8 protein-coding genes are annotated in these 16,194 nt (G+C 48.7%); 2 read left to right on the top strand and 6 right to left on the bottom strand.

Features of this window, described 5'->3' with window-relative positions:
• Together H511_RS24835 and H511_RS0122040 are read right to left on the bottom strand one after the other, a co-directional pair.
• Positions 1-7,625 (bottom strand): Ig-like domain-containing protein (locus tag H511_RS24835; protein ID WP_162144629.1); only part of this gene is annotated, 7,625 nt, incomplete at its 3' end.
• 359 nt (positions 7,626-7,984) lie between these two features.
• Positions 7,985-9,367, bottom strand: coding sequence for an MATE family efflux transporter (locus H511_RS0122040; protein WP_027254297.1), 1,383 nt, complete (start codon positions 9,365-9,367; stop codon positions 7,985-7,987).
• A 95-nt stretch (positions 9,368-9,462) separates the two neighbouring features.
• Here H511_RS0122040 and H511_RS23950 point away from each other — a divergent pair, with 95 nt between their 5' ends.
• Both H511_RS23950 and H511_RS0122030 read left to right on the top strand, forming a co-directional pair.
• The gene (locus H511_RS23950) at positions 9,463-10,341 is read left to right on the top strand and encodes an AraC family transcriptional regulator (protein ID WP_051288364.1); all 879 of its coding nucleotides are present in this window, start codon (positions 9,463-9,465) and stop codon (positions 10,339-10,341) included.
• 10 nt (positions 10,342-10,351) lie between these two features.
• Positions 10,352-10,570, top strand: coding sequence for a DUF6500 family protein (locus H511_RS0122030; protein ID WP_027254296.1), 219 nt, complete (start codon positions 10,352-10,354; stop codon positions 10,568-10,570).
• A gap of 206 nt (positions 10,571-10,776) precedes the next feature.
• Here H511_RS0122030 and H511_RS0122025 read toward each other — a convergent pair whose 3' ends face one another.
• The 4 genes from H511_RS0122025 to H511_RS0122010 form a co-directional block, all read right to left on the bottom strand.
• The gene (locus H511_RS0122025) at positions 10,777-11,628 is read right to left on the bottom strand and encodes a universal stress protein (protein WP_027254295.1); all 852 of its coding nucleotides are present in this window, start codon (positions 11,626-11,628) and stop codon (positions 10,777-10,779) included.
• Between the two features lie 13 nt (positions 11,629-11,641).
• Positions 11,642-13,615 (bottom strand): tripartite tricarboxylate transporter permease, encoded by a 1,974-nt coding sequence (locus H511_RS0122020; protein ID WP_027254294.1) that lies wholly within the window; start codon positions 13,613-13,615, stop codon positions 11,642-11,644.
• Positions 13,616-13,745: 130 nt separating this feature from the next.
• Positions 13,746-14,861: a Bug family tripartite tricarboxylate transporter substrate binding protein gene (locus H511_RS0122015; RefSeq protein ID WP_027254293.1), complete on the bottom strand. Its 1,116-nt coding sequence runs from the start codon at positions 14,859-14,861 to the stop codon at positions 13,746-13,748.
• 175 nt (positions 14,862-15,036) lie between these two features.
• Complete coding sequence (locus H511_RS0122010; protein ID WP_036760243.1) at positions 15,037-16,104, bottom strand: 4-oxalomesaconate tautomerase; 1,068 nt, start codon at positions 16,102-16,104, stop codon at positions 15,037-15,039.
• Between the last annotated feature and the right edge of the window lie 90 nt (positions 16,105-16,194).

Genomic DNA, 16,194 nt, shown 5'->3' with positions numbered 1-16,194 from the left:
TCCGTCATCGCCGGGTTCTTGCGAAGGTTGCTCCACACCCCTTCTTCCGGCAGGGGCACCACCTCGCCGCTGACCGGACGGTTGAAGGTGAAGGTCACGGCAATCGTGCCGATGCGGCTGACTTCGTCCCCCTCCGGCAGGGAAACAGACGCGGTCAGCGGGCTGCCGATGACATCCAGACTCAGGCTGGCTGCGCTGCCGGATAACTGGGTCGCGGCAGAGACATAGCTGTCGGCCGTGACGCTCAAGGTGATACCGGTATCAACACCGACCGGCGCACGGTATACCGCCGTCCAGCGGCCGGGACTTTGCTCGGTCAGACCGCTCAGGGTACCGGCATCGCCGCCACCGCCAGTCGTCAGCACGATATCTTCGGCTGCAAAGCCCGTCACCGGCTCGCTGAATTCGAACACCAGTGTTGTGTCCTGGCCGCTGCCCAGATCGGTGACCCCGTCCTGCGTGCTGACCGTCACGGTCGGCACCTGCCACGGGTCCACCGTCACCGCAGGGACAACCAGGCTCTGGCTATGTCCGGCCGCATCCGCGGCATTGAGCGTCAGCTCGTAACTGCCTGCTTCAACCAGGAACTCGAACATATAGGTATTCGACGGGGCATCCGGACGCACAATTTTGACTGGTGCAATAGTTGAACCGCCTTGGTTCAAGCTGGCTGTCACCGTACTGTCAATCAAGTGATGGTCACTGATGTCAGCGAACACATGCACAACAAACTTGTTATCCACTGGAGGAATCGGTTGTTGCTGGGATTGCACATTGGCAATGACCGGGTTTGCCAGATCAACCAAAACAGGTTTTTGCGTCGTCGGTACAGTTTCGTCCTTTAAAGTGAAACTACTGATGTCCCGTCCAAGGTTATCGAATACCGACAGTTTCAGATCATAGCGGCCTTGCAAACTCTCGTTCAGGTTTAGACTGCCTGTTGCCGAGTCGATACCTGCAAAATTACCTTCAACAGAAATATTATCTAATCCAGGATCCAAGGCCACTAAAGTGAATACATAACGCATCACTTCTGCTCGAGTCTCAGGCACCGCGGAGGTAATGATGTTAAAAGTCTGATTTAGGTTTTCCAGTATCAGGTTCGACTGTTCTTTTTCAACACTCGGCAATTCCAAAGTCACTGTCGGTTTAGTGATATCAACAGTGAAATCTTTAGTCTGAACCTGGTCAACATTATCTGTCGCTTTAATCTCCACCCGGAAGCTTTTCTCATTGCCCAGTTTTGATGTATCAAATTCCAGTTGAGCGATAGTCTCGTCTTCCGCAAACTTGTCTACAATAAACGATGAATTACCAATATCCTTAACGGTATACTTTACAGCTTTCAAACCACTGTCTTCATCCGAGATATCAAAGTTCACCAACACCTGGTTGCTTGTGTTAGAGCTAATGCTGTAAATATCTGAGATCTTCGGTGGCTTATTATCGATACCAAGTTCCAGATAGGTTTCTGCTTCATTTCCCCAAATATCGACAATACGAGCTTTAATCTTAATCGTACTATTGGCATGATCCGGTGAAATGTTCCCTTCAAACTTGATGCATTCAAAAGCAGGGTCATCGACACAGATACTCTGACTTGGGAAATTAACTCTGTTAGTTAGGAAATCAAACGTACTATCACCTAAATCAACAAAGATATTCTCCTGTCTTGCATCTTCTCCCACAGATTTTTTCAGGAAAAAGGTCACTTCCTGACCATTGATGAAATCACCATTTTTCACCCCGGTAATTTCAATATCTGGTTTTACATTCGGCACACGAAGTTGAATATTTGCATCCGTGTCTACCACGATGTTACCAGCCCTGTCTTTTAAACCTGTGAGCTTGACGAAATGCTCTATCTGGCCTCTTCGGATCAGATCTTCGTAATTACCAGTGAAGGTATAAGTGATAGTCTGATTACCATTGCTGGGCTGAATGCTGGTTGGCTCATATTCTGTCAAACCTTTAAGTAACTTCACTGTGGCTGTACTGTCCATACCTGACAATACATCGTCCACGGTGACACGTATCGTCAACTTCTTAACCCCGTCAACTGTGTCAACATCGCCTTGCTTAAGAATAAAGGCATCTTTATTCGCAATAACAGGTGCATCAACATCCAGCATATTGAACGAGAAGATCTGATCGACTTGCGCCTCATTGCTCGCAGTTGTACGAGTAATCAGAACCGGATTTATCAGCAAATTACTGTCCACGTTGTCGAACTGACAAACAGGTGTTGCTGTATTGGTATAAACTTTATACAGACCTGATGTGTCATTATCTGGCGCTTCATCACTGTTGTAATCTTCACGCAACCAGCATTCAAGTTTATTCAATATTGCACCAGGCGCATTCTGTACACCAAATTCAGCCCTGAAACTCCGGCCAAAGATATGTGTACCAAAATCAGCAGGTTCAGTAATCGACAAACTATAACCTTCACGTTGTACCTTTAATGATCTGACCAAGCGGTTTTTCTTACGTTCTTCCGGCTTATTCGCCTTCGCACGGTTATAAACAGTCACAATCAAATTGTATTGACCATCATTTGCAATCTGAGTATTGAGCTGAGATTTCCAAAGTCTGTCATTACCTTCGACAGGACTGAATACAATGGTTTCTCCTTCAGTATTACCGTCACGGATTAAGCTGGCTTCAATATTGCTGTCGATCTGACTTTCCGGATCGAACGCATCCAGATACAGATCAACTGTTCCATTTTTGGTAATGTTTTCATTCGGGCTAATTTCAAGATCATTTGCCTGATATCTTGCCGTCAGCGAAGCTTCAGGTGCAGTTTTATCAACTTTAATTGCAAAAGGTTTTTCTTCCGTATTGCCACGAATATCTTCAGCGCGAATCTTGAGCGTGAAATCCTGCTGCATATTCGTCTCTATCTGCGTCTCATTTGTGGGTTGCTTTCCTTCATCACCGGGAGCAGGACTACTACCGGTATAAGTCCAGTAAGAAACAGCCCCAGGTGCTATCGGGTTAATTCCTACATCCCTTACAGCAACATTGAAAATAAAACCAGGTACATAAAAATCATCCGGACTGTAATTAATCAACGAAATTGTTGGTCCTTCATTATCGAACAGAGTCGATACCGCATTCGAACGGCCTTCAAAACCATGAGAGTCCGTGGCTTTCACAAAGATTTTTATTTGTTTGCCTTCATCCGTCTGAATCAGGTCGGTATTGGCTGGCTGTAAATTGATATCAATGTTGTTCAGACCTTCAGGTTTAAAAGCCTCAACCAACTGTACGTTTTTATTTGCCAACTCCTGCCAGACGCTGACATCTTCCACACCTGAGTCATCGGTAATGCTGGCAATACTAACTTTAAAACGGGTGCCCATGATGTTACCCGACAATTCTGGTGCAGTGCCGTCAGCTAAAGTGGGTGTTGTAATGCTCGGCCCCATTTTATCAACCTTAAACTCAAACTTGCCTTCCCCTTTATTAGGCTGGAAAGCTGTATCTGAGGCCGAAATATATAAAGTATAGGTTTTACCATGGATCAAGTTGTCGGCCACAAGCTGAACCTTAGTATTCCCTTTATCCCCAAGGGTATATGCAGGCAAAGCCGAACAATCCTGGCCTTGTATACATGGCTCCAGCTCGACTAATCCGGCACCTGTATGCAACTGCAGTTGGATATCACCTAACGGGCTGACATTACCGACACCATTGTTAATCACCGAAATTGGCGCCCACTGCTCGTTTCCGCCCAGCAATGAAACTTCCGTTGGCAGAATCGCTGGCTCCTCATAATCAATGTTCACCTGATAGCGACCCACATTTGGATCAGTTGCCGTTATAGTATTTCCCAGGCTATCGCCACCTTCAGTGAGCAGCACCCATTTACCCGGCCCCAGATCAACGGTAGGTGTAGTGTCACCATTACACTTTTCTGCACGGCACAGGAAAATTTTGACAACATTCCCTTCAGTTACCATTTCATCGCTGTTTACGACACGTTCCTGGCTGCCATTACGGAAAATAAAACGACGCCTTGTCGGATCTTCACCAACCCTTTCGTCAATGGTAAATTTCAGTAATTGCTTATAATTGGTATTGATATAAGTATCATCAGGAAAAGCGTCAGCTCTGAACGGTGGCGTAAAGCTATAGCTAGGTGGCTCATTATCGACATAGTAGATCTTAGAGAACGGCAGCATGCTGTTATAACCATAGCTATTTCCTTCACGGTCACTACTGCTCAATAGCAGATCTAAACGGGCAATCCCTGGGAAATTATTGAGGGTATTCACCCCAAACTGGTGTTTCTCCTGATACGGATCGTTGTCGATCAGAATGCTTGTAACACCAGTGGAGTTTGTCGCATCCACGCTATCGTCATCTCCCCACAATAACTCCAGTTTTGTCGGGAACGTTGACTTATCCAGTCCGGATGGATCGCTTACATTCGCAATAGCACTCAGATCACCGCTAATGTATACCCTGTTATTTGCCTCGACGAGATTTGTCGCGAGGGGATCAACAGTCACTGTCGGCGGTTCTTGATCAACCGGATCGGGTGTTGTTGAGAATACAGACTGGCCCTGAAGTTTGGGATCCGATTTAGCAAAACGGTTGGCGTAATACATCGCTACTTTGCTATCGATTGAATAGATCGATTTATCACCGGCAGTCACTTCATAAAACTGCTTCCCTAACTCTTCCCGGTAAAAACGCTCAGACAGAGGTAAACCGCCAAAATCAACCGACTCACCAGCAGCATTCAGACCATCGGGCTTACCATTACTGGAGATATCACTATAAAAAGATTTTGCCAGATCGATGCTGTTCTTGATGGGTACACTTTCTGACATTTTGACCATGGCTTCCAGGAGGAAGCGGTACAGATACGGGTTGGAAGGCGGATTTGGAATCTGCACTAGTTCATCCGCTGTAGCATAACGCGTCGACACCGGGTTAAAACCAAAAAACTGAGTGGTTTGTTCCCCGAACATCGCGTCCACTTGAGACAACAAACTCTGGGCGGTTGCTTGCGACTTATCAGACTGTTCAAATAAATAATCGAAGAAACCGGACTGGAACACTGAAAGTTCAGTCACAACTAACTCTCGGTTACCATTTCCCCCGCCCACAACAGCATAAGCGCGCAGGCCATTTTCTTCTGTGAGTGTCACTGTCTGACGCTCTTCTTTGCTCCAGTTATAAAAAAGAGCCGCCGGACCGGTTAAGGTCACCCGGTGGATCTCTCCGGCAAACTGAGAGTTCAGCGTACAGCTGGCAGCATCTTTTAACTTTTCGCTGGAACTATTAGAAGATTCTGCCAATAGCGCACAAGAACCCACCAGTCCCCATTTTCCGGAGCCGAGCAGGCGCTCAACGTTGGCAGAAGCGTTAATATAAGGCGCTGTAACCTTGATAGTAGGCAGGTTAAACGTTGATTTAAACTGGAACTTATAAGGAACTGAGGTATTTCCTGAGCCATCTTTTGTCACAATGGTAACCGTTTGTGCATGTTGTTCATTGACTCGGGTAAAGTCCGAGCCAAAAATTTCTTTCACAAACGGAATAAAATACCGAACCTGATTGATATACCCATCTGCATCAGGGTCTGGCAGTATTTCATGAGGGATCTTATCGCCTAGATTCACTTGTTTATGGATGATCGTTGCTTGTTCTCCGATATTCCCGGCTTCATAAGTGACAGTAACAACAAGATCTTCCGCCGAAGTCCGCGTAAGTTCAGAACCACCGGTACTGTCTGACACGGTCAATACCAGATAAGGGATCTGATTTTGATCCAGTATCAATGATGTAAAATCACTGAAGTCAACGTCCGGATGAACGCCTTTTAATCCCTGCAGGGCATAAGCATAATTCAGGTTCAGATATTGCTTTCCGTACAAGTCCTGAAAGTATTCCTGCGTTAAATTGTCCTGATACTCACCGGCATCGGCATCAAAAAACTTCATTGCCACTTGAGGGAAAGAAATGGCCTGAGTGGGTGCTGTTGTATCGGATAACACCACATGCTGGACTTCTTTCGTATTACCACTTACGTCGCTGGCAGAAATAAAGAAGTTTGTTTGTCCGCCAATGAACAGTGTTTTATCGTAAGTTTTGGAAAATACGCATACTTCTTCCTGAGTTGCTTCATCAAGCTGCATAGTACAAGCGATTGACTCAGGAACGCCCGCATTCACGCCAATTGAAACACTGGCAATGTCGGAACTGGCATCTTCAATGGTGCCAGACAGAATATAAATCTGCTGATTCACCGGATTAAATGCACCAGGTGAGGTGATATTGATGGTCGGGGCAATGTTGTCCCATTGAAGCGGAACATAATTGGTGTTGTTCGCATTCTCAAGTACATCGGCAACGCCGAACACCAAGCGGGCTTGTATTGCCTCAGTGGATAGTTGATCAATCGCCAGCGTATTAACTTTGGTGACAACCTGGGCTTCGCGAACCCCGCTTTTGATATTTTCAGATTGCACACGACACAATACTGAATTGCTACCCATGCAGCTTTCTGATTCTCCCCAACTGCCCCCTTCAGGTCTTGTCTGAATAAAAACATCGACGGAATCAATACCAATAAAGTCAGTCACCTTCACAGTGACCAGCCCTGAACCAGACAACACATCTTCACCGATGCGTGCTACAACTGGCGGTTCATCATCAATAATTTCCGGAGTTCGGGTTGCATAAATACCTCCGGACGCGTTGTTGAGCTTATTGACCAACGCTGAATAATCACCCGGCGGTGTACCCGAGGCATTCACTTCCGGGTTATTGACCACTCTCAGCAAATGCTGCGCCATGGAATTGGTGTAAAAATCGGCATTGATTTTCTGCAAACCATATGACAAAGCCACAGGCAGGGCTGACACTTCATCCATTGACCAGCCATCAAGCTGACCCGTTGCCTGAATATCCCGAAACTGGAGATCGGCAAGATTATAGGACGTGTAAATCACTTTTTCGCTGTCACTGCCACCTGAGTTTTGCAACGATTCATAAGCCAGTGAAGCGTAAGCCAGTAAGAATGCGCCATATTGATGGCCTTGTGTGGCTATCGCACTCCAGTTGCCTTTTGATATATCCAGCGGCTCTGTCGCAATCACATCGAATCCGTACTGACTATTGACTGCGGCATTGGCTGATTCAATGGCGGCAGCTGTTTGCTGGCCCAAACGAATCATATTGTAGTCAGCCAGACCCACTGCAATATTTGTCAGTGGTGTCAGCATGACCTTACGGCTCTGCCCTTCAATAAAGTTGATATAAGTACGAAGTTTGATCGGACCACGATCATTTGCTGTGACGACATTATTTGAATAAGGGTCCAAAAATCCGCCACCGCTGGACTCGATATATAAAGGTGTCGAACCGGCCGTCAGGGCGACGGAAAATCGTCCATCAGGGTTTGTGTTCGTAGTAGCTAACAGACGGCCAACCTTACCCTGATTGAACTCGTAGACACGGACCGTAGCATTGGATACCGCAGCGTCAAAAACGACACCACTGAGAATGCCTTGCTGACGATCTTTCGGGTATTCCGGGTAGGATTCTTCGCCGCCGCAGGCGGAAATAATTATACTTAGCAGAAGTAAAACAATTCGTCTGAACACGTTAGCCACACTGAAAATTTGGTCAATAGCGCATTATTATATTCAGTGCAAGACGCAAAACAATCCAGTAAAAACAACAAGTTACAGTTTCACATTGACAGCCCAAACCGTCGAAATGACAGGCAAATAAGTAATTTAATCAGACGGATTTCATGTGATTCAGCCAAAAATGACACTTATCAGCGCGTATAAGCCCAATAAAATGTCTGATTAATGGCTATATTTGTGAGCTGTTCACCAAGCTTGTATACCGATAGCTAATTTAGTGCAATCTAGTGATGATAAATTCACCATATCTTGGCGGTGTAATACACAGTGCCAATGCCGGTTGCCTGAACGAAATTAATATTCACTTAATCTCATCTGACACTCTCTGGCTCGTGAATCAGATTATTGATCCACTTTTTCGACTGAATACGCTGGGTGGTCAGCCCTATCTTGACCACTTCTTCCAGCAAAATGACCGCCAGTACCCAGTCCAGTGACCAGCCCAGAACCAGGCCGGTGTAATAAGCCAGCGGAATGCCTATCGCCCACTGGGCAAACAAATCGATAAAGATACTGTAATTGATGTCGCCGCCGCTGCGCATGACGCCGCCAATCCCCACCATATTGAAGACTTTCAGCACCATGCCAAATGCCATCACCAGCGTCACATTCACGGCCAGATCTTTCTGCTCGACCGGGCTCAGTGCTATCAGGAATGCGATCACTGGCTGAGCCAGCCAGCAGGCTATTGCCAGTAATAACGCAAAACTGCAACTGATGATCACATACCACCAGGCGGTGCCTTCGACCCTTTGGTAGTTATCCGCACCTATGTCATTGCCTAAAATGATTGACGCGGCCACCGCAAAGCCCAGAAACGCCGAGATGAGCACGCTTTCAACCGGTGACAGCAGCGAGATAATCGCCAGCTCACTGACCCCTAACTGACCCACCAGCACGTTATAGACCAGCAGCCCGCCGGCCCAGCCAGTGTCGTGGATAAACATCGGCATCGCCACCTTAAAATAGCGTCGTAAATGATGACGCTTCACAGCGTCAACCCAGTGAAAACGCTCAGGCAGCAGATGCGGATAGCGGCGAGCCACCACCCAGAAAAGCAGTGCGGTTTGCAGCAAGCGGGAAATGATAGTGCCGATACCTGCGCCCAGCACGCCCAGTTCAGGCAGTCCCCACAGACCGAAAATCAGCAAGGCGTTCAGTAAGGCATTAATGGCTATCGCAAAGATGCTGATAATAGTGGGCAGCCTGGCATCCCCTATGGAGCGCAACGCCGATTCCAGTGGCACCACCAGTGCCGTAAAGATAATGCTCGGCCCGGTGATCCAAAGATAATCCGTTGCCAGCTGCACATAATGCGGCTCGGAAGCAACCAGTGCCACCAAAGGCTGCGGAATCAACAGATACAGCACAACGAAGGGCAGAACCACCAGCCCGGACAGCATCCATGACTGGGCCAGCGTGCGGCGAACGCCTTCCATGTTACCGGCACCAAAGTATTGCGAAGCTAGTACATTTACCGCACCACTGGCGCCAACCACCATGATCAGATTGAAGAAGAATATCCGGTTGCCCACACCGACAGCAGCCGTTGCCTGTTCGCCAAGCTGGCTGACCATGAAAATATCGACAACGCCCAGCAATGAAAACAACATCGCCTGTAGCGAGACAGGCAAACCAATTTTCAGCAATTTCTGCCAAAATGCGCGATCAATGTACTGAGCTGAAAGTAACATCACAATTCTCCTACGGTGATTATGCGCACAGTGTAAATCTCAGACTGAATCCCGTATTCTTTCAGCTCATCCAAAACATTTGCCAGACTCTCAAGATGAACGACAAGCAAGAACGGTTTCTGATCTCAGAGAAAACGCAGCAGGAGTTCCTGGACCAAACCAAAGTGTTGCTGCTGGAAGAGCATGGCCTGGTGCAATGCGGGACAGCGCACTGCCGTGAACAGTTTTCGGTGTTCAGGAAACATCCGCAAAAACACATGCTGATGTACACGGTTGCCGGCAAGGGGTGGCTGGAAAGCGAAGGACGCCGCTGGCTACTGGAGCCGGGGTCGATGATCATCGTGCCTGCCGGTATTGAGAACGGGTTTGGTATTGAAGAGGATGGCTGGCAAATTGCCTGGCTGTTTCTGGATACCACCAAAGATTGGCCGGTTTTGGTTACTGATGAGATCAGCTACCTGCTGACACCAACGGCCGAAGTCATGTACGCCTGTATTCAGACATTGCTCAGAAGCCAGTCTCTGCAGATGGATTTAAGTGGTGCCGTTATCACACACAGTGTGCAACAAATTGACTTGCTGCTTCGCACGCCGGACACCACAAGCCAGCCGCGTCATCAGGTTCGGTTAAAAAGGGTCTTCGACCGCGTCCAGCGCCAGCTGCATAAAGAATGGGATGTTCGCCAGCTGGCTGCGCTCTATCCCTGCTCTGAACCGCATTTTCATCGCTTATGCCAGCAGTACATGGGACGCAGCCCAATGGCACATTTAACCCGGATGCGGATGGAATACGCGGCCCGGCTGTTGCGCTCCTCTGAATGGTCAGTGCAACAGATAGGGGAAATGGTCGGTTACCCCATTCCGGCCAATTTCAGTACCCGCTTCAAAACCTGGTCAGGCATGACACCGAGGCAATTTCGTCAGCGGCCGTCTCTGGCGGATAAATTACTTAACATCAACAATAACCCTGTTTAAGGACAACCCTATGCGCGAATCGCTGCGACAAAAAATCATTCAGATCTGCCACAAAAAAATAGCCCAGAAGGGTGACAATGTCGGTGTGTCTTTTTATGCCTTCTTTGCCAATAAAAACGATAACCCCGAACTGCTGATGGAAGCCGCAACCTGGTGGATACAAACCCATCAACTGGACCACTTTGAAAAAGCCAGGAAGATCATAGCAATGGTTGAGGCCAACAAATAGCCTTCACTTCGAATAGCGAATAGCGCTATAGAGGGTGGTTTCAGACAGCAAAGCTGATTGGGTATTACAACCAATGATGGGGCTGGTTAGCATCCGGCAGGATGGAGATAACTACCTTGCCGTTTCCCGGCCGGGCAGATAAATGGCTAACCAGCCATACAGCAACAGTAACGAACGCACCTGGCGTCAAACTGTCTTCAGATCATTTAACTCATCATCCACAAGGGTACGGCGGACTCAACCAGCAATGTCTTGGTGACTCCACCAAATACCTTTTGGTGCAGCTTCTGATGGGCAAATGCGCCAGACACAATCACATCCGCGCGAAGCTCATTCGCGACCTCAAGCAACTGGGCTCCTGTATTACGATTTCTCTGCCCAAAGGTAATACACTCCACTTCAACCTGATGCCGGTTGAGGTAGCAGGCCACATCAAGCTGTGTGGGTTTTTTCGCGATTGAGCGTTCGCTGGTGACGACAACCACCTGCTTTGCCCGTTTTAACAGGGGAAGCGCACTACTGACTGCATTTGCCGCTGCTTTGTCACCATTCCAAGCGATCATCACGGTTTCTGGCGAAAAGTGCGTTTGCGTACGCGGCATGACAATGACAGGTTTACCGCCATGACTGATCGCTGATTCAAAGCTGATGCTTGTCTGACCGTTGAGTGACTTGGGAATGATGATCAGATCGGACACTTTTCCCCATTCGGCGACAATGTCACCCCGATAACCAAAAATGTCATGCCAGCTGGCACTCGCCTGTGACGAGGAGGCCTCTCCTTCTACAATATGAGCAGCACGACACCATTGCTCAAAAACCTGCTTCGCCTGAGACATATCATAGTGAATGTAATCTCTCACAATTTTATCGATTTGATCATAAAACTTTCTGGACACTAACTGTTTTTCAGTTGGCATTAACTGCTCCGAGCCCATTTGGGCATGAAGCACGTCTAAATGGGCCCCAAAATATTGAGCCAGACTCAGCGCACCTCGCAACCGCATTTCGCCGTTTTCCTGTGAAGCAAAAGGCATAATGATTGTGTTAATTGACATTTTTCACTCCTCATTAGCCCAACGGCCAGGGTAAAGGCACGGTATCTTGCAAAATACCAAGCGGCAGATCCAACAACATGACATGGGTAAGCGCCAGCAAAAAGCACGATGCGGCAGCGGTCAAAGTCAGTGACCGTCCAAGACTTAACCCGGCTTTTGACATGAGAAACGCACAGAAAAAGATCGCGATCGAAATAACATATCCCACCAGATAACTGCCCACAATCAAACCCGCAAGCCAGTAAAGATAATGCATCATTGAGGCTGTATTGCTGTCGTAGGCATAGCCTTGCACGTACTCATTGTCGAAACAAACCGGTGCGTCATCCGGGCAGGTTAACAGTTGAATAATCACCACAGCCGACAGTATCCACATTCCACTCGCGACAACGATGGGGAAAATCCCTCCGAGAAAGCTCTGCTGATAGCCATCGTAAATCCCGTACGCAAAAACGAGGTTCACCAAAAGCGCAAAAATGATCTGTGGCCGACGATGACCCGAAGGCGAGGATCCTTCTTGTGCCGGCTTTGTTTTCAGATTTTGACGAATCATTAACACAAGGGATACCAAAGTGATCACACCAATGATGATGACACCGGGACGAAGTAAAAACGCCACACCATCAAACTGAATGGCTTGATACAAATACGTTTCCATTCCCGCTGACAGCACAAAGCCAATTAGGAATGCCGGTCTTGGCCAGTCAAAGCGCTTCATCAGCACCCCCAGCACACCAATACCCAGCAGAGTCACCAGATCCCCTAAATCGCGCGTTGCCTGAAACGCGGCAAAGCAGATCACCATTACCATAAAGGGCGCCAACAAGGCGTAGCGAATTGTTGTGAGCTTCGCTACCCAGGGCGAAATAAGCATACAGGCAGCGGCCCCAAGCACATTCGCTAACGCAAGTGACCACACGATTGTATAAGTAACATCTAAGTCGGTACTGACCATTGCCGGCCCGGGTTCAAGGCCGACCAGCACCATGCCACCGAGAAAGACAGCCATACCACCAGAACCGGGAATCCCAAACAATAAGGTTGGCACTAATCCGCCGCCCTCTTTCGCGTTGTTTGATGACTCTGGCGCAATAACGCCCCGCACGTCGCCATGCCCAAAGTCAGGCTTATTTTTGGTGGTTTGCACCGCATGCCCATAAGCAATCCAATCGACAACGCTGCCTCCTAACCCTGGAAGTGCCCCTATGATGCAGCCGATCACACTGCACCGCAGCGCAAGCCAGCGATGAGCAATAAAATCTCTGACACCGGCCATCCAACCAGACCCTAACCGGCTCGCATTGGAAATAGGCTTGTTTTGTCTTAACAGATCGATAATTTCAGGCAGGGCAAATATGCCTAAGCCCACCACCACTAAAGGAATGCCGTCCATCAAATAAAAATTGTCAAACGACATGCGATATTCGCCGGTTGCTGGCGCGCTGCCTACACTGCCGAGCAACACCCCTAATCCACAAGCTGACAAACCTTTCACCAAGCTTTTGCCTGCCAGCGAGCCGACCATGGTTAGCCCCAGCAACGTCAGCATAAACAGCTCGCCGGATCCAAAGGCTAAAATTACCGGTCTTGCCACTAACACAAAGCCGGTCAATACCACAGCACCGAACAAACCACCGAACAATGAAGAGGTAAAAGCCGCCGAAAGTGCCCGCGCCGCCTGCCCTTTTTTTGCCATCGGAAAGCCATCCAGTACGGTTGCCTGGGATCCACTGGAGCCAGGTATCCCCATCAACACCGAAGTAAAGGTGTCAGATGTCGGGATAACGGCGACAAGCCCAATCAGCATCGCCAGCGCAGAAATCGGGTCCATGCCATAGAGAAACGGGAGCAATAAGGACAGCCCCGCTATCCCGCCCAAGCCAGGGAAAATGCCAATCGCAAGCCCAAGTAAAACGCCCCCCATCATGTAACTGATGTGCTGAAACGTTAATATGGTATGCAAGGCAGCAAGTAAATCACTAAACATCCTTGAGTCCTTGTGAATTCATTGAAACCGGCTCCGGGTTTCAATTCAAAACCCGGAGAGTCGTTGAAATTGGAGATGTGGGTGGCGGTTTTGTCTACCGTGAACAAGGTTCCGCCGAAGTCTGATATGGTTACAACCTGGTGTTATACTTCTCTTTCAGCCAGTTGGTCACCCATGCTCTGCTGGCGTCGTCGAGAGACAACATGCTTTCAACCGCTGCATCGGCTTTTACACCCGTTAAAGGCGCGTAGTTCCCTAAAATGTCCTCGGCTCTGGCTTTGAATTCAGGCTGGGTGATGAGTTTACTCATTGAATCCCGCCACGCCTGCTTGATATTTTCTGGCGTAGACTTCGGCAAAAAGAAGACTTTTTGTGCAACAAACCCGGCGATAAAGAAAGATCGCCAAACCTGAAAGCCCTGCGAATCTGTCGTATCACCTTTCGCCATCGCATATACCTCGCCGAAATGCGGCAACTCGGGGAAGTTAGGATCGCGCTGTAAGCGGCCTTCATCATCAACTACCCCAAAACTGAATAGCGGGATCGCTTTTCCTTCTTCAACCAATGGCGCGACCTTTTTTAAATAGGCCGAACTGGTTTGCGAATCGACATTCACTTCACCACGCTCGAACGCGAGACGCCCCGCGCCGCGGCCTTTCATCCCAAATACAGCCTGAACGTCTGCACCCAGGAGATCGAATGCCAGCAGTGGCACCAAATCGATCGACGTCGCCCCCTGGCTCGCGTATTTGAATGATAGGGTGTCCAGCTTATCAACAAATTCTTGTGCATTGGCCACCCCCACATCCCTGGACACATAAACCACGCCACCTGTAGGAGATGCCAGTACTGGCGACCACTCGTGGTAGTCGTACCTGACACGGCGATCACTCAACAGATAGGTGTAATGCGTTGACGCAGAGCTTGCGAGCACATCCAGCCCATCCTCTTTCGCTTGTCTGGCAAACTGGTTCGCACCTTTCGTTGACCCCCCGCCGGGAACGTTTTTGATCATCACAACCGGCTCGCCAGGCAGTGCCTGAGTGAAGTAAGGACCAAAAAATCGGCCCCAGGTATCGGTACCTCCGCCTTCTTTATATGGCACGGTCACTTGTACACGCTCCCCCTCAAAGCTCACTGGCTGAGCATAAACAGGTGACATCAAAGGCATCGTCATCAGGGCAGTGGATACAAGCTGGCAGCTGAGGCATAACTTGGTTTTATTAAAAAAATCGTTAAGTGACATAGGATTTTCCTCAATTCTGTCATGGCAGCATCGAATTCAAATCGCATCAGAGCGATGTTCACACCCTAAGACGCAAAACTGTCACCAAACTGACTTGCCACTTTTTATTAACAAAAATGTTACACAGATCGCTTGGTTAGCATGCGCGCGGATGTAACAGCGCTGCAAACAGGCTTTATCCGATAAAGACTTCGCCTTTAAAGAGCGGGCGCGCTGTCCTCACCAGTGCTGCTTGCGCAATAATGGGTTCCACTTCCCCTGGTATCAGAGCAATTTTGACTTCAATTTTTCCGCTCGGATGCTCGATACAGACGGCGCTGTCAGTGGTTAGACTCGCCAATTGATGGGCAATGGTGTTATCGATAAGCGCAGCCGCCCCTACACAAATGGCACCGGTAACGGCATGACTTGCATGACAATTATGCGGCACCAAGTAGCGCGAGGTGATAGTGCCGCCCTGTTTGGGCGCGGACAGAATCGCCACTTTAGGAATAACACTGCCTGACACATCCCCTAACCCCATGCGTTCACCCGCAATCAAGCGGATGGCTTCTACTTTTTGCAAGAGAGAGCGGTTGCTGTCGATGTCATGCTTGGATTCATCGCCGTGTATGCCCAGTTCATGCGCAGCAATGTGTACCATAGGCACTGCAGCGTCCACGCAACTGACCGTTAGACCGAGAATCGTTTCTGTGGTGGATCCGGTCGGGAACAACCTGCCAGTTTTTGCTCCGCCTACGTTCAGGAAGTTCAGTAGTATGGGTGAAGCCGTTCCCGGCACGCCATCTATTGATGTCGTGCCCTCAAAACGCAACATTCGGTTTGGTGTTTCGGCGGTCACTTCGATAATGGTGTCTGTATTGACGTTTCTCACGCGCACGGTTGTGCTCGTTTCATCAAGTTGTATCAACCCTTTTTCTGCCGCGAACGCCAACACGCCAGACAGGATGTTTCCGCACGATGGCTTGGTATCCACAACCTGCTCTTCGACGCCCACCTGGGCAAACAAGTAATCGAGATCGACGCCTGATACCGATGAGGGCGAGATAATGCCAACTTTACTGGTTAGTGTCGTGCCTCCACCGATACCGTTGATTTGTTGAATATCGCCAGAGCCCATGATTTTGATGAGCATCTGGTCTCGCAACGTCGGCTCGTCGGGCAGATCGCGGGAAAGAAAATAGACACCTTTTGACGTGCCACCACGAATCAGCATACAAGGGATAAATTGACTATCAAACATGATGAGAGCTCCTTACCATTTACCCACTTTCACCCTTGAAAGTGGTGGTAAGACGCTACAAAACGAACCTGTCAAATGACTGACTTACTG

This window comes from Photobacterium halotolerans DSM 18316, assembly GCF_000425165.1.
GTDB classification, from domain to species: domain Bacteria; phylum Pseudomonadota; class Gammaproteobacteria; order Enterobacterales; family Vibrionaceae; genus Photobacterium; species Photobacterium halotolerans.
Note: the sequence above shows the minus strand (reverse complement) of the source record. Positions and strands in the feature narration are given on the sequence as shown.

What these genes read in the sequence shown, in the direction of transcription:
- H511_RS0122040 (WP_027254297.1), bottom strand. Translation starts at nt 9,367, where the DNA reads ATGTTACTTTCAGCTCAGTACATTGATCGCGCATTTTGGCAGAAATTG.
- H511_RS23950 (WP_051288364.1), top strand. Translation starts at nt 9,463, where the DNA reads ATGAACGACAAGCAAGAACGGTTTCTGATCTCAGAGAAAACGCAGCAG.
- H511_RS0122030 (WP_027254296.1), top strand. Translation starts at nt 10,352, where the DNA reads ATGCGCGAATCGCTGCGACAAAAAATCATTCAGATCTGCCACAAAAAA.
- H511_RS0122025 (WP_027254295.1), bottom strand. Translation starts at nt 11,628, where the DNA reads ATGTCAATTAACACAATCATTATGCCTTTTGCTTCACAGGAAAACGGC.
- H511_RS0122020 (WP_027254294.1), bottom strand. Translation starts at nt 13,615, where the DNA reads ATGTTTAGTGATTTACTTGCTGCCTTGCATACCATATTAACGTTTCAG.
- H511_RS0122015 (WP_027254293.1), bottom strand. Translation starts at nt 14,861, where the DNA reads ATGTCACTTAACGATTTTTTTAATAAAACCAAGTTATGCCTCAGCTGC.
- H511_RS0122010 (WP_036760243.1), bottom strand. Translation starts at nt 16,104, where the DNA reads ATGTTTGATAGTCAATTTATCCCTTGTATGCTGATTCGTGGTGGCACG.